General features: G+C 70.1%; 16 protein-coding genes and 2 pseudogenes. 6 read left to right on the forward strand and 12 right to left on the reverse strand.

What is annotated here, in order from left to right; all coding sequences use genetic code 11:
* Nucleotides 1-44: 44 nt before the first annotated feature.
* The 3 genes from glyS to glyQ are packed head-to-tail and all read right to left on the reverse strand — an operon-like array spanning nucleotide 45 to nucleotide 3,766.
* A complete protein-coding gene (glyS, locus tag P6166_RS08505) occupies nucleotides 45-2,198 on the reverse strand; it encodes a glycine--tRNA ligase subunit beta (protein WP_277764039.1) in 2,154 nt (717 codons plus the stop codon).
* 15 nt (nucleotides 2,199-2,213) lie between these two features.
* Nucleotides 2,214-2,852, reverse strand: a complete 639-nt coding sequence (locus P6166_RS08510) for a glutathione S-transferase family protein (protein WP_277764040.1) — start codon at nucleotides 2,850-2,852, stop codon at nucleotides 2,214-2,216.
* Nucleotides 2,849-3,766 carry a glycine--tRNA ligase subunit alpha gene (gene glyQ, locus P6166_RS08515; RefSeq protein ID WP_057645604.1) on the reverse strand — a complete coding sequence of 306 codons (918 nt, stop codon included), beginning with the start codon at nucleotides 3,764-3,766 and terminating at the stop codon, nucleotides 2,849-2,851. The genes P6166_RS08510 and glyQ overlap by 4 nt, the downstream gene beginning before the upstream one ends.
* 75 nt (nucleotides 3,767-3,841) lie before the next feature.
* Here glyQ and P6166_RS08520 point away from each other — a divergent pair.
* The 3 genes and pseudogenes from P6166_RS08520 to P6166_RS08530 all read left to right on the forward strand — a co-directional run.
* Nucleotides 3,842-5,659 (forward strand): annotated as a pseudogene (locus tag P6166_RS08520) (GspE/PulE family protein); the annotation flags it as partial.
* Complete coding sequence (locus P6166_RS08525; protein ID WP_277764041.1) at nucleotides 5,659-6,420, forward strand: glutamine amidotransferase; 762 nt, start codon at nucleotides 5,659-5,661, stop codon at nucleotides 6,418-6,420. The pseudogene P6166_RS08520 and the gene P6166_RS08525, both read left to right, overlap by 1 nt.
* Before the next feature lie 46 nt (nucleotides 6,421-6,466).
* On the forward strand, nucleotides 6,467-7,375 hold the full coding sequence (locus P6166_RS08530; RefSeq protein WP_130319833.1) for a BPSS1780 family membrane protein: 909 nt from the start codon (nucleotides 6,467-6,469) through the stop codon (nucleotides 7,373-7,375).
* A gap of 37 nt (nucleotides 7,376-7,412) precedes the next feature.
* Here the strand turns inward: P6166_RS08530 and tatC are convergent, their stop codons facing one another.
* The 4 genes and pseudogenes from tatC to P6166_RS08550 form a co-directional block, all read right to left on the reverse strand.
* Nucleotides 7,413-8,159 carry a twin-arginine translocase subunit TatC gene (gene tatC / locus P6166_RS08535; protein ID WP_277764042.1) on the reverse strand — a complete coding sequence of 249 codons (747 nt, stop codon included), beginning with the start codon at nucleotides 8,157-8,159 and terminating at the stop codon, nucleotides 7,413-7,415.
* An 86-nt stretch (nucleotides 8,160-8,245) separates the two neighbouring features.
* Nucleotides 8,246-8,551, reverse strand: a pseudogene (gene tatB, locus P6166_RS08540) (Sec-independent protein translocase protein TatB); the annotation flags it as partial.
* Nucleotides 8,552-8,575: 24 nt separating this feature from the next.
* Nucleotides 8,576-8,797, reverse strand: coding sequence for a Sec-independent protein translocase subunit TatA (gene tatA, locus P6166_RS08545; RefSeq protein ID WP_130319836.1), 222 nt, complete (start codon nucleotides 8,795-8,797; stop codon nucleotides 8,576-8,578).
* 71 nt (nucleotides 8,798-8,868) lie between these two features.
* Nucleotides 8,869-9,759 carry a YSC84-related protein gene (locus P6166_RS08550; RefSeq protein ID WP_277764043.1) on the reverse strand — a complete coding sequence of 297 codons (891 nt, stop codon included), beginning with the start codon at nucleotides 9,757-9,759 and terminating at the stop codon, nucleotides 8,869-8,871.
* Nucleotides 9,760-9,922: 163 nt separating this feature from the next.
* Between P6166_RS08550 and hemH the strand changes: the two genes are divergently transcribed.
* Entirely contained in the window at nucleotides 9,923-10,879 is a 957-nt protein-coding gene (gene hemH / locus P6166_RS08555) for a ferrochelatase (protein ID WP_277764044.1), read from the forward strand.
* Between the two features lie 5 nt (nucleotides 10,880-10,884).
* Nucleotides 10,885-11,739 (forward strand): alpha/beta hydrolase, encoded by an 855-nt coding sequence (locus tag P6166_RS08560; protein ID WP_277764068.1) that lies wholly within the window; start codon nucleotides 10,885-10,887, stop codon nucleotides 11,737-11,739.
* Nucleotide 11,740: 1 nt separating this feature from the next.
* On the opposite strand, the gene P6166_RS08565 is transcribed toward P6166_RS08560, so the two are convergent.
* The 3 genes from P6166_RS08565 to ttcA are packed head-to-tail and all read right to left on the reverse strand — an operon-like array spanning nucleotide 11,741 to nucleotide 14,439.
* A complete protein-coding gene (locus P6166_RS08565; RefSeq protein WP_277764045.1) occupies nucleotides 11,741-12,532 on the reverse strand; it encodes a SprT family zinc-dependent metalloprotease in 792 nt (263 codons plus the stop codon).
* Between the two features lie 46 nt (nucleotides 12,533-12,578).
* Entirely contained in the window at nucleotides 12,579-13,487 is a 909-nt protein-coding gene (locus P6166_RS08570) for a recombination-associated protein RdgC (protein WP_277764046.1), read from the reverse strand.
* 52 nt (nucleotides 13,488-13,539) lie between these two features.
* Nucleotides 13,540-14,439 carry a tRNA 2-thiocytidine(32) synthetase TtcA gene (ttcA, locus tag P6166_RS08575; RefSeq protein WP_277764047.1) on the reverse strand — a complete coding sequence of 300 codons (900 nt, stop codon included), beginning with the start codon at nucleotides 14,437-14,439 and terminating at the stop codon, nucleotides 13,540-13,542.
* 97 nt (nucleotides 14,440-14,536) lie between these two features.
* On the opposite strand from ttcA, the gene P6166_RS08580 reads away from it, so the two are divergent.
* Nucleotides 14,537-14,743, forward strand: coding sequence for a YdcH family protein (locus P6166_RS08580; protein WP_277764069.1), 207 nt, complete (start codon nucleotides 14,537-14,539; stop codon nucleotides 14,741-14,743).
* A gap of 33 nt (nucleotides 14,744-14,776) precedes the next feature.
* On the opposite strand, the gene plsB is transcribed toward P6166_RS08580, so the two are convergent.
* Nucleotides 14,777-17,422, reverse strand: coding sequence for a glycerol-3-phosphate 1-O-acyltransferase PlsB (gene plsB / locus P6166_RS08585; RefSeq protein ID WP_277764048.1), 2,646 nt, complete (start codon nucleotides 17,420-17,422; stop codon nucleotides 14,777-14,779).
* Nucleotides 17,422-18,333 carry a hypothetical protein gene (locus tag P6166_RS08590; protein WP_277764049.1) on the reverse strand — a complete coding sequence of 304 codons (912 nt, stop codon included), beginning with the start codon at nucleotides 18,331-18,333 and terminating at the stop codon, nucleotides 17,422-17,424. The genes plsB and P6166_RS08590 overlap by 1 nt, the downstream gene beginning before the upstream one ends.
* Nucleotides 18,334-18,527: the final 194 nt, after the last annotated feature.

The raw sequence follows: 18,527 nt of genomic DNA on the forward strand, positions 1-18,527 counted from the left end.
CTGACCACCACCGGTGCCGGCAGCAGCCGACACCGGCGCGGGAATCACGCCGACAGGTGCTCGATCGCCGCCACGCTGCCCAGGCGCTCGCTCAAGCGTTGCAGCAGGGCAAGGCGATTGCCGCGCAGGGCCGGGTCTTCGGCGTTGACCATCACGCCGTCGAAGAACGCATCGACCTGCGGGCGCAGCAGCGCCAGGCGCGCGAGCACGGCCACGTAGTCGTGGCGGTGCAGCGCCGCGTCGGTGTCGCCCATCGCGCCTTCCACCGCTTCGGCGAGCGCTTCCTCGGCCGGTTCGCGCAACAGCGCCGGATCGACCATCGCCGGAATGGCGCCTTCGGCCTTGCGCAGGATGTTGCGGATGCGCTTGTTGGCGGCGGCCAGCGCCTCCGCCTCCGGCAGCACGGCGAACGTGCCGATGGCATCGATGCGGCGGTCGAAGTCGTACAGCGAGCCGCGCTCGGCCGCGTGGCCCGGCGGCGGCGCGACCTCGCCATCGAACAGGGCGGCGACGGCGTTGAACTGGGTGGCCGGCACGCCCTTGTCGGCGTAGTAGCCGCGCAGGCGGTCGAGCAGGAAGGCGAAGATATCCGCGGCCAGCGCGCCGGCTTCCGGTGCGGGCGGTGCCTTGGCGGCCGGATGCGCGGCCAGTGCGTCCACGGCCGCCTGCGCGGCACTGCGCAGCAGCGCCTTCACGTCCAGGTCCAGGCCGCTTTCGATGACCGTGCGCGCCAGGCCCAGCGCGTTGCGGCGCAGGGCGAAGGGGTCCTTGTTGCCCGTCGGCTTGAGCCCGGCGGCGAAGCCACCGGCCAGGGTATCGGCGCGCTCGGCGATCGCCAGCACCTTGCCCAGCGGCGAAAGCGCGATGTCGTCGCCGGCAAAGCGCGGCTGGTAAGCCTCGTCGATCGCCAGCGCGACCTCCGGGCCCTCGCCGCCGGCCACCGCGTAATGACGCCCGGCAATGCCCTGCAGCTCGGGGAACTCGTTGACCATGCGCGACTGCAGGTCGTTCTTGCACAGTTCGGCGGCGCGCGCGGCCAGCACCGGATCGGCGCCCACCTGCGCGGCGATCGCGCGGGCCAGCGCGGCCACGCGCTGCACCTTGTCGGCCACGCTGCCCAGGCGCGCCTGGTAAGTCACCGTCTTCAGGCCCTCGCCCATCGACACCATGCCCTGCTTGAGGTCCTCGTCGAAGAAGAACTTGGCGTCGGCGAAGCGCGGGCGGATGACGCGCTCGTAGCCCTTGGCCACCTCGGCCACATCGCGCGATTCGATGTTGGCGATGCCGATGAACTTCTCGGTGAGCTTGCCGCCGTCGTCCAGCACGGGGAAGAACTTCTGGTTGATCTCCATCGTCTCGACCAGCGCTTCCTGCGGCACGGCGAGGAATTCGCGCTCGAAACCGCACAGCACCGCCGAGGGCCATTCGACCAGGTCCACGACCTGGGCCAGGTTGTCGTCGGTGATGCGCGCCACGCCGCCGGCCTTGGCGGCGGCGGCATTGACCTCGGCCACGATGCGCTGGCGGCGCTCGAGCGGATCGACCATCACGTTGGCCGCGCGCAGCGAGTCGACGTAATCGCCCGGCGTGCTCAGCCAGACCTGCTTGTCGTGCATGAAGCGGTGGCCGCGGCTCATGCGGTCCGATGCCAGGCCGAACAGCTGGGCCGGCACCACTTCCTTGCCGAACAGCAGCACCAGCCAGTGCACCGGGCGGGCGAAGGCGTAGTCGTGGTCGCCCCAGCGCATCGGCTTGGGGATGGGCATGGCGGCGATGGCCTCGGCGAGGATCTCCGGCAGCAGCTCGGCGGTGCGCGCGCCCGGCTTCACGGCGCGGTGCACGAAGCGCTCGCCCTTGTTGTCGGTGGTGCGCTCCAGCGCGTCCCACGCCACGCCGGCCTTGGCGGCGAAACCTTCCAGCGCCTTGGTCGGCTTGCCTTCGGCGTCCAACCCGATGTTGAGGTACGGGCCGAGCACTTCGGAGCGCTGCTCGGGCTGTTCGGTGGCCACGCCCGGCAGCAGCACGGCCAGGCGGCGCGGCGTGGACAGCGGGCGCGCATCGCCACGTTCGACTTCGATGCCGCGCTTTTCCAGACCGGCAAGCACGCCGTCGAAGAAGGCCTGGGCCAGGCCCGGCAACGCCTTGACCGGCAGTTCCTCGGTACCCAGTTCGATCAGCAGGGGGGACAGCTGGCTCATCGGATCAATCCTTGTTCAGGCCGTCGCGCCGGTCGGCGCATCGAACGGCACGTAATACTTGCGCAGGACCGGCAAGGCCTCGTAGCGCGCCACGCGGGCGGCCAAGGCGGGGAAGCGGTCCAGGTCGTAGGGCAGCGCGTCGCGCAGGTAGGTGCAGAAGCAGGCCAGGGTGAGGTCGGCCAGGCCGAAATGCTCGCCCACCAGCCACTCGCGTCCGGCCGCGTCCGCGCAGGCCCGGTCGAGCACCTGCAGCGCGCCTTCCATCTGCGTGCGGCAACGGCCGACCCACGGGGCATGGCGTTTTTCCTCCGGGCGGAACACGCGCTCCATCACCTGCTGCAGCGCCTTCTCCACCGCGCCGTTGGCGTAGCCGACCAGACGCAAGGCCTGGCGGCGTTCGGCACCGTGCGCGGGCAGCAGCGCCTGCGCGCCGGCCTGGCCATCGAGCCAGTCGAGGATCACCGCCGATTCGGTCAGCACCTCGCCATCGTCCAGCACCAGCACCGGCACACGGCCGAGCGGGCTGTATTCGCGGATGCGATCGAAATCCCGGCCCACCGACCAGTCGCGGTGTTCGAACGACAGGCCGAGCCGGTCCAGCGCCACGGCGACGCGGCGCACGAACGGCGAATCGAACATGCCGATGAGGATCATCCGGCGGCGGCTCCGCGCTTGGCACCGGGGAAGCCGAGCTTTTCGCGCTGGGCGTAGTAGGCCTGGGCCACCGCCTGGGCCAGCGCGCGCACGCGCAGGATGTAGCGCTGGCGCTCGGTCACGCTGATGGCGCGGCGCGCGTCGAGCAGGTTGAAGGCATGGCTGGCCTTGGTGACCTGCTCGTAGGCCGGCAGCGGCAGGCCGACTTCCACCAGCTTCTGCGCTTCGCGCTCGCAGGCATCGAAGCGGTGGAACAGCTCGGCCACGTCGGCATGCTCGAAGTTGTAGGCGCTCTGCTCCACCTCGTTCTGGTGGTAGACCTCGCCATAGGTGACTGGCGCGCCGTCCGGGCCGTAGGTCCAGACCAGGTCGTAGACGTTGTCGCAGTTCTGCAGGTACATGCAGAGCCGCTCCAGGCCGTAGGTGATCTCGCCCAGCACCGGCTTGCACTCCAGGCCGCCGGCCTGCTGGAAGTAGGTGAACTGGGTCACCTCCATGCCGTTGAGCCACACTTCCCAGCCCAGGCCCCAGGCGCCGAGCGTCGGCGATTCCCAGTTGTCCTCGACAAAGCGCAGGTCGTGCACGAGCGGGTCGATGCCCAGGGCCTTCAGCGAGCCCAGGTAGAGCTCCTGCAGGTTGTCCGGGTTCGGCTTCATCGCCACCTGGTACTGGTAGTAGCGCTGCAGGCGGTTGGGGTTCTCGCCGTAGCGGCCGTCGGTGGGGCGCCGCGAAGGCTGCACGTAGGCCGCGTTCCAGGTTTCCGGGCCCAGCGCGCGCAGGAAGGTCGCCGGGTGGAAGGTACCGGCGCCGACTTCCAGGTCCAGCGGCTGGATCAGCACGCAGCCCTGTTCGGCCCAGTACTGGTTGAGGGTCTGGATCAGGCCCTGGAAGGTGATCGGTACGCGCTGTGACATGCGGCAGGGGCCGTGCGAAGGGGTGCGCTAGTATAGCGGCCGACCTGCGGGGCTTTCCGCAGCGGGGAACGGCTCATGGAACAGCGGCAACCCGCCGAGACGACGATGGACCTGGCCACGGCGGCCCTGCCGCGCGGACGGCTGGTGTTCGAGCGGGTGGCCACCGCGCTGCTCGCCGACGGCATGGTCGCGCCGAACGACCGCGAGCGCATCCAGTTCTCCGCCGGCGGCGCCCGCAACGCCAGCGAGGTGCACCCGCTGGTGCTGCTATCCAACCTCAAGCTGCATGCCGGCCAGCCGCCGGCCGGCGAGCTGGGCCTGGAAAGGCTGACCGAATGGCTGGCCACCCGCGTGGGCATGCGCTACCTGCGCATCGACCCCACCCGCGTGGACGTGGCCTCGGTGACCGGCGTGGTCTCCCACGCTTATGCGCGGCGCCATCGCATCCTGCCGCTGGCCATCGACGCCGAGCGCGTGCTGATCGCCACCAGCGAGCCGCTGGCGCTGGACTGGCTGGCCGACGTGCAGCACCTCACCCGCCGCCGCATCGATGTGGTGCTCTCCAACCCGCTGGACCTGCACCGCTACACGATGGAGTTCTTCGGCGTGACGCGCTCGGTGCGCGGCGCGCACGGCGATGTGCGCAGCGCCGACAGCAATGTCGGCCTGCCGAGCTTCGAGCAGCTGGTGGAGCTGGGCCGCACGGGCGATGTCAACGCCGACGACCAGCACATCGTGCATATCGTCGACTGGCTGCTGCAGTACGCCTACGAGCAGCGCGCCTCGGACATCCATCTGGAGCCGCGCCGCGACATGGGGCGCATGCGCTTCCGCATCGACGGCGTGCTGCACAAGGTCTTCGAGGTGCCGCCGGCGGTGATGACCGCGGTGGTGAGCCGCATCAAGGTGCTGGGCCGCATGGACCTGGCCGAGCGCCGCCGCCCGCAGGATGGCCGCATCAAGACCCGTTCGCCGGGCGGGCGCGAAGTGGAAATGCGCCTGTCCACGATGCCGACCGCCTTCGGCGAGAAGTGCGTGATGCGCATCTTCGACCCGGACGCGGCGTTCAAGAGCATCGACCAGCTCGGCTTCAGCCCGGAGGAAGCCGCCGGCTGGAATGCGCTGGTGGAGCGCCCGCACGGCATCGTGCTGGTCACCGGCCCCACCGGCTCGGGCAAGACCACCACGCTGTATTCCACGCTCAAGCGCCTGGCCACGCCGGACGTGAACGTGTGCAGCGTGGAGGACCCGATCGAGATGATCTCGCCGGAGTTCAACCAGATGCAGGTCCAGCAGAACATCGACCTGGATTTCGCCGCCGGCGTGCGCACCCTGCTGCGCCAGGATCCGGACATCATCATGATCGGCGAGATCCGCGACCTGGAAACCGCGCAGATGGCGGTGCAGGCCTCGCTGACCGGCCACCTGGTGCTTTCCACCCTGCACACCAACGACGCGCCTTCGGCGATCACCCGCCTGCTGGACCTCGGCGTGCCGCACTACCTGGTGGCCTCGACCCTCAACGGCGTGCTGGCCCAGCGCCTGGTGCGCACCCTGTGCCCGCACTGCAAGCGCCCCCAGGCGCTCTCCGACGAGGATTGGGCGGCGATCCGCGAGCCCGGCGAGGCGCTGCCGGACACTGTGCAGACCCACGTGCCGGTCGGCTGCCTGGAATGCCGCCGCACCGGCTTCCTCGGGCGCGTCGGCCTGTACGAACTGCTGCCGGTCACCCCGCGCCTGCGCACGCTGATCCGCGCGGACATGGACCTGGCCGGGTTCAGCCGCGCCGCCAGCGGCGAGGGCCTACGCACGCTGCGCCGCGCGGGGCTGGAGAAAGTCGCGCTGGGGCTGACTACAATCGAGGAAGTCCTGTCCGTCCTGCCGCCGAAGGAATGAAGCCGCATCCGCCGTTCCTGATCCTGGAAACCGGCCAGCCCGTGCCGGCGATGAAGCGCTACGGGCGCTTTCCGCACTGGATACGCGTGGCGGCCGGGCTGGCGGAAGCCGAGACGGTGGTGGTGAACGTGGAGGCGGGGCAGGCCCCGCCCTCGCCCGCCGGTTTCGCCGGCACGATCGTGTCCGGCTCGGCCGCCTTCGTCACCGACCGCGCCGACTGGAGCGAACGCACCGCCGACTGGCTGCGCGCCGCCGCCCACGACGGGCTGCCGGTGTTCGGCATCTGCTACGGCCACCAGTTGCTGGCCCACGCGCTCGGCGGGCAGGTGGACTACAACCCGGCCGGGCGCGAATCGGGGACGATCGAGCTGGAGCTGCACCCGCCGGCCTTCGAGGACCCGCTGTTCGCGGGCCTGCCGGCGCGCTTCCCCGCCCACGCGACCCACCTGCAGACGGTGCTGCGTGCGCCCGACGGGGCGACGGTCCTGGCGCGCTCCCCGCAGGATGCCTGCCATGCGTTCCGCTGGGGCGAGCATGCCTGGGGCGTACAGTTCCACCCGGAATTCGCCACCCATCACATCAGGGGCTACGTGCACGCCCGTGCCGACTGCCTGCAACGCCATGGCCGCTGCGCCCGCACGGTGGCCCGGGAAGTGAGCGCCGCGCCGCTGGCCCGCCGCCTGCTGCGAAGATTCGTCCAGCACGCCCGGACGTTGCCTGTGCGCGGCCACGGCCAGCGGGCGGAAAACGCGCGATAATCACGCTGCGCCGGGTTTGGCCGGCGCGTACCGATGCGGGATGGGAATGAGCGAAATTCGCAAGCTGCCGGCCTCGGCCGGCGCGGAATGGTTGTTGACCGGCTTCGCGCTGCTGCGCCGCGCGCCGCTGGCGTTGGGTACCCTCGGCATGACCTGGGGCCTGATCGCCGTGGTGGGCGCGTGGCTGGCGATGGTGTTGCCCGCCTTCGGCCTGGCCGTGCAGTTCCTGATGCTGCTGGCCGGCCCGGTGTTCATGGGCGGCATGCTGTGGGCGGTGCGCGAGGTGGACGAGGGCCGCGTGGCGCGCCCGTCGCACCTGCTGCATGGCCTGCAGGACGGCCGCGCGCCGCACCTGCTGGTGTCGCTGCTGCCGCAGGCGCTGGCGGTGGTGGTGCTGGCCCTGCTGCTGGTTGCGCTGATCGGCCCGGCGGGCTGGCAGCAGCTGGCCCAGGTGATGGGCGAGCTGGAACGCATCAACCAGGCCGCCGCGCAATCCGGCGTGCAGCCGGATCCGGCGCAGGTGCAGGCGCTGGTGGCCAGCTTGCCGGCCGGGCGCATCCTGCTGTGGCTGCTGGCGGGCATCGTCACCTTCGCCGCGCTGAGCCTGGCGCTGTTCGTGATGCCGCCACAGGTGATGTTCGACCACGCCACCGGCGTGCATGCGCTGCGCGAGAGCCTGCGCGCGGGCGTGCGCAACTTGCCGGCGCTGCTGGTGTTCTTCGTGCTGACCTTCATCGCGCTGGTGGCGATCTATTTCGTCGTCGCGCTGGTGGCGATGGTCGCCTCGCTGGTGCTCGGCACGTTCGCGCTGTACCTGGCGCAGCTGCTGATGATGGGCGTGCTGATGCCGGTGTTCGCCGGCGCGGTGTATGCGGCGTGGAAGCAGATGTTCGGCCACGCGGACGCCGTGCTGCCGCCAGCGGGCGGCGAGCGCCAGGACATCTTCGTGGCCTAAGCGGATCGACCCTGGCGGGCGCGATGCCCGTCGCCGGTCACGACTGCGGCTGCGGCTTGGGCACCACCGCGCGGGCGGCAATGATGCCCAGCTCGTAGAGGATGCACATCGGGATCGCCAGCATCAGCTGCGAGACCACGTCCGGCGGGGTGAGCACCGCGGCGATCACGAAGATGCCGACGATGGCGTAACCGCGGCCCTGGCGCAGCTGGTCCGGCGTGACCCAGCCGAGCAGCGCCATGATCACCAGCGCCACCGGCAGCTCGAAGCTGGTGCCGAAGGCGAAGAAGATCACCAGCACGAAATCCAGGTAGGCGTTGGCATCGGGCGTGAGCGCGATGACATCCGGGGTGAAGGTGGTCAGGAAGTGGAAGACCGCCGGCAGCACCAGGAAATAGGCGAACGCGCAGCCGATGTAGAACAGCGCCACCGCCGAGGCCAGCAGCGGCAGGGCCAGGCGCTTCTCGCGCTGGTACAGGCCCGGCGCGACGAAGGCCCACGCCTGGTAGAGCAGCCAGGGCACCGAGATGAACAGCGCCACGAAGAAGGTCAGCTTCATCGGCGCGAAGAACGCGCCGGCCGGGTTCATCGCGATCATCGTCTGCCCGGCGGGCAGCTGGGAGACCAGCGGGCGCGCCAGCCAGCTGTAGATCTGCCGGGTGAAGGGCAGCAGGCACAGCAGCACCACGCCCAGGCCGAGCAGCGCGCGCACCAGGCGGGCGCGCAGTTCGATGAGGTGTTCGATCAGGCTGCTTTCGGCCTGCAGGTCGTCCGGCGCGTTCACGGCTGCTTCTCCGGCGGGGCCGGTTCAGCCGGCGGCGGCGCGGCGGGCGCTTCGGCCGGCGGGGCGGGCGCGGTGTCGCTACCGGTGCGGATATCCACGTCGCGCGCCACTTCCTCGTGCAGCGACTGCCCGTGCGCGCGTACCTGCTCCTGGCCCTGTCGCATCTGCGATTCGGCCTCGCGCAGGGAAGTCTGCACGCTGTGCAGGTTTCGCTTGAGTTCCTCGGCCTCCAGCTCGCGCTCGAGTTCCTGCTTGACCGAGTCCCACTGGTTGCGCGCGCGGCGCACCCACAGGCCGGCGAACCGCGCGGCCTTGGGCAGGCGCTCGGGGCCGAGCACCACCAAGGCCACGATGGCGATCAGCAGCAGTTCGCTGAAACCGATGTCGAACACGTGCCGACGCCCTCGCGCGCTGGATCAGCGACCGTCGCGCTCGCGCTCGTTCTGCGCCTGCGTGCTGTCGGTGTCGCGGGTCTGGTCGTTGAGCTGCGCCGGACGGTCTTCGTCGCGCATGCCCTTTTTGAATTCCTTGACCGCGGTGCCCAGATCCTTGGCGCCGCTGGTCAGGCGCTTGGTACCGAAGACCAGCAACACGATCACCAGCACGATCAACCAGTGCCAGATGCTAAAGCCGCCCATGATCCGCTCGCCGCTTGTCGTGAAAGGACACTCAGGATAGCGCACCCCCGCCGGGACGGGGGTGCTGACTTTCAGGGCTTGCCATCCAGCGATTCAGTGCGTACTTCGCCCTCGCCCACCGGCTGAAAACCCTGCTGCGGCGCACTGGCCGGCGCGGCCTGCAGCGGTGCGGTGCTGGCCTCCTGCGCAGCGACCGGCGCGGGGGCCGGGCCGGTGACCGGCACCGCCGCGGTACGCGGGGCGGGCGGCGGCGCACCCTCGCCGCGGTTGCTGCGCGCGGTATAGGTGGCCTCTTCCAGGCGGTCGCGGAACGCGATCACGTCGGTGGACGGCTGCTCGGGCGAGCGGCCCTCGAAGATCATCCGCGGGGTGCTGCCGGTGCCGTAGGCATTCAGGTCGGCCTCGTCGTCGATCTGCAGCACGGCACCATCCAGCGCCACGCCGGCGAACAGGCCGCGCGCGCGCGACCACGACCAGATCTCGGCCTTCAGCTGGCCGTCGGTGGCGGCGGCGGCGTTGCGGCCCACTGGGCCGGCGGCCACACCGGCATCGGCGCCGAGGGTGAATTTGCCGTTGACGATGTTGTCCAGGCTGCGGTCGTTGCGGAACACCAGCACCACGTCGGAGGACTGCACGCCGGCCTGGAAGCCGATGCTGCCGCCGGTGAGCTTGACGAACACCGGCTGCGACCAGCTGCCGTCCGGGTTCTTCATCGACATCAGGCCATGGCCGCGGCGGCCGCCGATGACCAGGCCGGCCTTGATGGTGTCCGGGATGACGACGATGGCGCGCGCCTCGTCGAGCAGCTTGTCGGGAATGGACTGCTCGGGGATTTTCTGGATTTCGTTGAGCACCCTCACCGCGTTGCGCGCGCGCTGGTCTTCCTCGGGGCCGGCAATGGCATGGCCGGCGACGGCGAACGACAGGGACATCAGCAGGGCAAGACGCGACAGGCGGGGCATGGCGGGCTCCAGTGAACGATCGCGGAAAGATAAGGTAATAGCCGACGTTAGTCGCGCCGGGGTGAATCGCCCATTAGCGCCCGGGGCCCGGATGCGCCGTATCTATCGCGGCCATCGAGCACGCGGGGCGGCATCGCGCCGCGGGTCTGCCACAATGGGGCCCATGCCCGACGCACCGAACACCGCCCTGCTGGCGGTCAATCTAGGCACGCCCGAGGCGCCCACACCGCAGGCGGTGCGGCGCTACCTGGCCGAGTTCCTCGGCGATCCGCGCGTGGTGTCCATTCCGCGATGGCTGTGGAAGCCGTTGCTGCACGGCGTGATCCTGCCGCTGCGCGGGCCACGCTCGGCGGAGAAATACGCGCAGGTCTGGCTGCCGGGCGGCTCGCCGCTGGCCGTGTACACGGCCGGCCTGGCCAGCGCCCTGCAGGCGGCGCTGCCGGCGTGGCGCGTGGACTGGGCGATGCGGTACGGCGAGCCGGCCCTGCTGCGCGCGCTGGACCGCCTGTGCGATGCCGGCATCGGCCGCATCGTGGTGCTGCCGCTCTACCCGCAGTATTCGACGACCACCACCGCGTCGGTGCAGGACGTGGTGGACGCCTGGCGCCAGCGCCATCCCGACGTGCGCGTGGAGCTGATCCGCGACTACGCCGAAGACCCGGCCTGGGTGGAGGCGGTGGCCGCTTCGATCCGCGCCTACTGGGAAGCCAATGGCCGCGGCGAGCAGCTGATGTTCTCCTTCCACGGGTTGCCGCAGCGCGTGGCCGACGGCGGCGATCCGTATCCGCAGCGCTGCGAGGCCAGCGCGCGCGCGATTGCCGCGGCGCTGGGGCTGGGCGAGGACGAATGGCGGATGGGCTATCAATCGCGCTTCGGCCGCGAACGCTGGCTGCAGCCCTATGCCGAACCCACGCTGTGGGCGATGGCCGAGGCCGGCGTGCGCCGCATCGACGTGGTGTGCCCGGGCTTTGCCACCGACTGCCTGGAAACGCTGGAAGAAGTGGCCATGGGGTTTGCGCACACGCTGGCCGAGCGTGGCGCCGAGCTGCATTACATCCCCTGCCTCAACGCTTCGCCGGCGCACGCCGCCGCGCTGGCCGGGGTGGCCGCGCGCGCATGAGCGGCGTGCGCGAGTTCGCCTGCACCCTGCCGTTCGGCGAGCTGCGCGGGCTGCGCTGCGGCCAGGAAGGCGGGCGCCGCGTGCTGGCCCTGCACGGCTGGCTCGACAACGCGGCCAGCTTCCTGCCGCTGGCCGGCACCCTGCGAGGGCTGGACCTGGTGATGATCGACCTGCCCGGCCACGGCCACAGCGCCGCGCTGCCGGCGGGCAGCGAGTACACGATGATCGGCGCGATCGGCAATGTGCTGGCCGTGGCCGACGCCCTGGGTTGGGACCGCTTCACCCTGCTGGGCCACTCGATGGGCGCCGGCATCGCCAGCTTGGTGGCTGCCGCCGTACCGGCGCGAATTCAGGCGCTGGTGGTGATCGAGGCGCTGGGCGGCCTGGGCGAGCGGGTCGAAAATACCGCCACGCGGCTGCGCGAGAGCGTGGAGGCCGCCCACGCGCTGCCGGGCAAGCCGCTGCGGGTGTTCCCGAACCTCGAAGCCCCGGTGCGGGCGCGGATGATGGCCAACCAGCTCAGCGAAACCAGCGCGCGCCTGCTGGTGGAGCGCGGCGTGCGCGCGGTGCCCGGCGGCTACAGCTGGGGCAGCGACCAGCGCCTGACGCTGCCCACCGCGGTGCGCATGACCGAGGCGCAGATCGACGTGTTGGTGGAAGCGGTCGAATGCCCGACGCTGGTGATCTTCGCCACGCCCGCCCAAGCTTATTTCCCCGAGCCGCTGCGCACCCATCGCGCGCAGCGGTTGCGGGATGGCCGGCTGCACGTGCTGCCCGGCACGCATCATCTGCACATGGAGCAGCCGGCGGAGGTGGCCGCGCTCGTGCAGCCGTTCCTGGACGCAATGCCGCGCGGCTGAGTCAGGCCGGCTGGAGCAACCGCCGCAGCTGTGCCTTGAGCGAGCGGCCCTGGCGCTGGAAGTAGTCGCGCTCCACGCGCCACAGCGGGCAGCGCAGTTCCACCTCGCGCCAGAAGGCCGGCGAGTGGTTGGCCTGGATCAGATGGCAGAGTTCGTGCACCAGCACGTACTCGAACGCAGCCGGGCGGCCCAGCACCAGCGCCAGGTCCAACGCCATCGTGCCGTCCGGCGCCAGCGAGCCCCATTGCGAGGACATCACCTTCACCCGCACGCGCGAGGGTGCGCGCGGCAACGTCGGCAGATAGCGCGGCAGCCAGCGCCCGATATCGGCACGCGCCTGGGTTTCGTAGAAGTCGCGCAAGGCGCGCAGCATCAGCGGCGTGCCCGCGCGCGCGGGCAGGTGGAAATGGATGCCTTCGGCGTCCTGCTCGATGCGTGTGTAGCGCCCGGCGTGCCAATGCAGCGGCCACTGCTCGCCGCGCAACGGCAACCGCTGGCCGGGGACATCGCGCTGCAGGGCCGGCAGCAGGGTGTCCTCCGCGTACCGGGCCAGCTGGGTCGCCAACCACTGGCGGTGCTCGTGCAGGAAGCGTTCGCCGGCGACGAGGCTGGCCCGCGTGGGCAAGGTGAGGCGTGCGCCGCGTTCATCCACGCTGAGCTTGATGCGCCGCGCACGCGGATCGCGCACGCGCAACACGTCGATTTCCTGTTCGTCGTCCAGGCGCAGGCGCACGCAATCGCGCTGCAGGGTGCGCGGCGATGCGGCGATCAGTCGGGGGAGGAACTTCGCCATGGCGAGGACAGCATACGCCCGTCATGGGCGCATGCGTCACCTCCGATCACGCCTCGGCCTTGCTCAGTTTCAGCGCGTCTTCGAGTAGGAGAAACAGCCGGCGGACTTCACCGCTCATCAGGGCGAACCGTGCGTCCAGTTCGGCGCGCACGCCGTCCTGGTCGGCGTTCTCCAGCTGGTCGAGCGCACCGTCGAGGAACTTCAGCTTGCGCACGCCGAGGTCGTCGCCCAGGACGAAGGACACGTGGTCGTCCAGCGTCAGGGCAAGCTTGGTGACCTGCTTGCCGGCCTCCAGGTGCTTGTCGATTTCCTCGCAGCGCAGCTCCTGGTGCTGGCACTTCACCACCGCGCCGCCCTCGATCGGATCCTTCATCTCGCACTCCTCGCCCAGGCTGAGGCCTTCGGGCAGGGTTTCGCCGGCGATCCAGCCGGTGAGGATCGCGCGCGGCGCGACCTCCGCATTCAGCGGCAGCGCGGGGAATGAGCCCAGCAGGCCGCGGATCTCGGACATGACGCTCTCGCCGGTCTTGCGGCTGGACGAATCCACCGCGACATAGCCGTGCTGCAGGTCGAGCATGGCGTCGGTGCGTGAACTCTTCACGAAGGCGCGCGGCAGCAGTTCGTGGATCAGGTCGTCCTTCAGGCGCTTGCGCGCCTTGCCGCCTGGCTTGCGGCCTTCCTTCTCCTCGATCTCGGCGAGCTTGCGCCCGAGCAGGTCGTTGACCACCGAGCCGGGCAGGATCTTGTCCTCGCCGCCGACGGTGAGCCAGAGGAAATCGCCTTGGCGGTGCGACAGCACTTCCTGCTCCTCGCGGCCGAACGGGGAGATGAATCCGCGCGAGGTCATCTCCAGCGGGCCGACGGGCTTGAGCAGCGCTTCGGGCAGGAGCTTGTCGATGTCGGTGAAGTCGAGCGTGGTGGGGAAGCGGAACAGCGTCAGGTTGCGGAAGAACATCGAGTATCCAATCGGTGGAGCGGTGCGCGCGTCGGGCGCGACCGCGGAATCGTCAGGAGTCGGCCGCGTGGCCTTCGCCACCGGCCAGCCAGGCATGCGCATCCGGCAGCGGCGTGTCGTGCCGGCGGCCAAGGGCCATGAAGTCGAACAGCTTCCCGTCGGCCAGCTGCGAGGGGCGAATGTCGCCCATGGCGCGCGCGATCTGCTCGATGCGGCCCGGGCTCTCCTTCTCCCATTGCTTGAGCATCAACCCGACCTGGCGGCGCTGCAGGTTCTCCTGGCTACCGCACAGGTTGCAGGGAATGATCGGGAACTGCCGCGCCTGTGCGTAGTCGACGATGTCGCGCTCGGCCACGTAGGCCAGCGGGCGGATCACCACGTGCTTGCCGTCGTCGCTGAGCAGCTTGGGCGGCATGCCCGACAGCTTGGCGTGGTGGAACAGGTTCATGAAGAACGTGGCCACCATGTCGTCGCGGTGGTGGCCCAGCGCGATCTTGGTGAAGCCCTCCGCCTCGGCATACGCGTACAACGCGCCGCGACGCATGCGCGAACACAGCGAGCACATCGTCTTGCCTTCCGGGATGACGCGGCTCACCACCGAGTAGGTGTCCTGCTCGATGATGTGGTACGGCACGCCCAGCGCGCGCAGGTAATCCGGCAGCACGTGTTCGGGGAACCCCGGCTGCTTCTGGTCCAGGTTGACCGCGACCAGTTCGAAATCCACCGGTGCCTTGCGGCGCAGCTGCAACAGGATGTCCAGCAGGGTATAGCTGTCCTTGCCGCCGGACAGGCAGACCATGACCTTGTCGCCGGCCTCGATCATCCCGAAGTCGGCGATCGCCTGGCCCACCTGGCGGCGCAGCCGCTTGGCGAGCTTGGCCTGCTCGCGTTCGGCCACGCGCGGATCGCGGCGCGGCGGCAGCGGATCGGGAAGGGAAATGACGGCGCTCATCGCGCCATTCTACCGGGTCGCGGCCGGCGGCCGGCACCGGCGCGCCATGCTGGATCGGCATGCGACGGCCCCGCTGGCCGGTGTAAGCTCGAAGCCGATGGAGACGCCCGATACCGCCACTGTCGTCATACGTCTGGACGCCCTGCGCCGCGAGCACCGCGAACTGGATGAGGAGATCAGCCGCCGGGTCATCGACCTGGCGGAGGACGAACTGACGATCAAGCGGATGAAGAAGCGCAAGCTCCAGCTGAAGGACTGCATCGCCCGGCTGGAAAGCGCGCTGATCCCCGACGAGCCGGCCTGACCGCCGGCACGGCGGGCTCACCCGCGCGCGCCCTCAGTCCTGCGGTGCGGGCTCTTCCACCGGCTTGGCGGCCGCCGGGCTCACCCGCTCGATGGTATGGCGCAGCTCGCGGCCCAGGATGAACTTCGCGTCCTTGGCCCAGGTATCCAGCCGCTCGTCGAACACCAGCTTGCTGTTCTCGTCCGGCCAGACCAGGCGCAGCTCGCGCATCTTCTGGATGAAGCCGCGGAACAGGCTCTTGTCGAAGAACTCCGGCGCAGCCGGCGCGTACAGCAGGCTCAGGCGCTGGGCGGCCTGCTGGCACAGGCTTTCCAGTTCCCCGGCGCCCAGCGTGCCCGGGCCGTTCTTCACCAGCACCGAGATGGCGATGTAATAGCGCTCGAACGCCTGCTGCAGCGAATGGCCAATCGCCCGCAGGCGGAACACCTCGTCGGTCTGCCCGGTGTTGCGCGCCAGGATGCCGCCGTCGTCCTCGTTGATGCTCATCAGCAGGCCTTCGCGCACGAACACCTCGATGGTCTGCTCGATGCGGCCGGCGAACTCGTCTTCCGTCCACGGCAGGAACAGCTCGGTCTGCAGGAACGGATAGACCGTGCGGCCCAGCCGCACCAGGCCGGCGCGGCTCATGCGGCGGTTGTTCTGGAAGCAGCACGCCACCCACGAAGAAGCGGTGAACAGGTGGATCACGTTGTTGCGGAAGTAGCTCAGCAGCACCGCGGTATCGCCGCTGACGCTGAGCACGTCGCCCAGCGGGTGCGGCGTGCGCGTGAGCACGGCGATCTCCTCGGCGTGGGCGATGATGCGCTCGGGCGAATGCGGGGTCACCGTGACCCGATCCGAATACGGCATCTCGGCCAGCAACTTCTTGCACAGCTCGATCTGCGCGATCAGGTCGGCCTCGCCCATCGCATGCTTGGGCGTGGAGAGCAGCGCCAGCGCCAGCAGGTTGATCGGGTTCACGTCGGCCGCGCCGTTCACGTGCACCTGGATCTGCTGGGCGAGGCTGTCGACCGCGCGCGAAAGCCAGCTTGGCTTCTCGTCCTCGGAGACCGGCTGGCCATCCCACTCCGGCGCCTCGCGCGCAAGCACGTCGTTGAGCGCGATCGGCTCGCCGAAGTTCACCACCACCTGGCCGTAGTTCTGCTTGAGTACCTTGGGGATACCCCACAGCAGCGCCCAGATCGATTCCTTTTCCTTCGGCCGGCCGCTCAGCTCGTCGAGGTAGCTGTTGCCCTCCATCAGCTTTTCGTAGCCGATGTACACCGGCTGGAACAGCACCGGCTTGCGTGGCTGGCGCAGGAAGGCGCGCAGCGTCATGGCGATCATGCCGCCCTTGGGCTGCAGCAGCCGCCCGGTACGCGAGCGCCCGCCTTCCACGAAATACTCGATGGAGTAACCGCCACCGACCAGCTGCGCGACGTATTCGCTTAGCACGGCCGAGTACAGCGCGTTGCCCTTGATCGAGCGGCGGATGAAGAACGCGCCGCCCTTGCGCAGCAGCGTGCCGACCACCGGCAGGTTGAGGTTGATGCCGGCCACGATGTGCGGCGGCACGATGCCGCGTTCGTACAGCAGGTAGGACAGCAGCAGGTAATCCATGTGGCTGCGGTGGCTGGGCACATAGACCACTTCGTGCCCTGGCGCGGCCTGCTTGAACTTGTCCAGGTGGTGCACCAGCACGCCGGCATAGATGCGGTTCCAGACGTGCGTGAGCAGGAAGCTGGCCGAACGCACGACCGGGCTGGAATAGTCCGCGGCGATTTCCCACGCGTAGGCGTGCGCCTTGCGCCAGGCATCCACCGGCTTGCTGTTGTCGCGCTTGGCCTGCACGGCGATGGCCTCGCGCACCGGTTCGGCGGCGAGCACCTGGTCGACCAACAGGCGGCGGGTGGACAGGTCCGGCCCGATCACCGCCTCGCGGATGCGGCGGAAATGGGTGCGCAGCACGCGCTGCAGCTTGCGCAAGGTGCGCTCCGGCGGCAGCCCCTCGTCCAGGGTCTGGCGCAGGGAGATCGGGGGGGCGAAGCGCACGATGGTGGTGCGCCCGTTGAGCAGCACCGAGAGCAGGCGGCGGAAGCGGCCCACCAGTGCCCAGTTTTCCGAGAACAGCACGGCGAACCAGCCGCTCTGCTTGTCCGGCGCGCGGCCGACGAAGATCGACACCGGCACCAGGTGCACGTCCAGGTCCGGGCGCGAGCGGTGCGCCTGCAGCAGCTTGGCCAGGGAGTCGGAGTGGGTCTTGGCGCCGCGTTGCTCCGGGATGATCGAGTTGCTGCTGCTGCGCCGCGACAGCGCCAGGTAGGCGCGCTTGCGCTGCAGCGGATCGCCCGGCAGCGGCACCAGCGGCGAGGGCAGGCCGGCTTCGCGGCAGGCCTTGTCCAGGATCAGCGCGTTCGACAGGCCGTAGTCCTCGAGCACGTAGACCACCGGCCGGCCATCGTTGTACTGGCCGGGCTGCTCGGGCTCGATGGTCAGCCCGAGCCAGGGATCGGCCAGGCGGCCCAACAGGCGCGCCCACAAGGGGCGGCGTGCCGGGCGCGGCGCGGCGCCGGGCACCATGGGCACGCGGACGCCGGGCGCCTGCACCGGGGCGGGTGCCGGCGGCGGGGTCTGGGGGCGGTCCGGATCGGGCTGGCCGTCCGGAAACGGCAGATTATTCTGTTCGGGCATCGGCGCCATTATGGCTTAGGCGGCTGCGCGGGCGCCGCCCCGGCCGGTGCCGGCGGGTTCAGCACGCCGCGTACCTCGTCCTGGATGCTCACCAGGTACCAGTGTGCGTCGATGCGCACCAGGCTGGCGCTGGTGTCGATCTGCTCGGCGGCCAGCGGGTACTGCAGGTGGACCCGGGCCTGGTCGCCCTCCTGGCTCACCAGGCCGACGCGGGTCTGGTCCAGGCTGCTATCCAGCGCCAGGCCGTAGCTGTCGAGCACGGCCTTCAACTCCTTCACGAACGGACCCAGGCGCCGCAGGCTTTCCTCCATCCCGGCCGCTTGCCAGGCCGCTGGGTCGGACAGGCCGGTGGCGCGCGCGGCCGCCACCAGGCGCGGGATCGCCGCCTGCGCATGCGGGCGCTCGGCCAGCGGGGCGGCCGACGCCCATTCGGCCAGCGCGTTGACGAGCTGCACGTAGTGCGCGCGCTGCTCGGGGCTGTAGTCCCCTTGGTTGCGCAGGTACTGCACGCCGAACAGCCCCAGCGAATGCGCTGCCTGCTTGATGCCGACCCCCTGGCCGGCGATCTGGGTATCGAAGGTCCGCTGCAGGCGCTGCTCGGCACCGGGCGCAGAGAGGTATTGCAGCATCGCCGGCAGCTCCTCGCCCAGCGGCACGCTGGTGAGCGGCCAGCGGCTGCGGCCTTCGCGCCAGGCGGTCTCCAGCTCGGCGTACTGGGCGGGGGTGACCGCTGCGCGCGCGTAGCCCACCAGGTCGTTGGCGCGCAGGCGATCGGCCAGGCCACGCACGGTCGCCGCCGGCTCGGCGGTCGCCCCGGGCAGCTCGGCCGGCTCGCGCTTGCAGCCGGGCAACAGCAAGGCGGCCACCAGCAGCCAAGGCAGCGGGCGGCACGATTTCGGCCAGACGGTCATCAAGGACATGGATCTCGACTCCCCAATCGATGCCGCATCTTGCCGCCGGCGCGGTCGCCCGGGCAAGGCGCAACGGGCTGCCATGCAAGGCCATGCGCCGATGTGACGCATTGCAATGTCCGGGCGTGTCCTGTGTTGTCCTGCGCGTTCGGAGGTGTGGCATAGCCGGCGCACTGCAATCGAATATCGGGATGCAGCGCACA

The organism is Stenotrophomonas sp. HITSZ_GD (assembly GCF_029543105.1).
In the GTDB taxonomy this organism is placed as follows: domain Bacteria; phylum Pseudomonadota; class Gammaproteobacteria; order Xanthomonadales; family Xanthomonadaceae; genus Stenotrophomonas_A.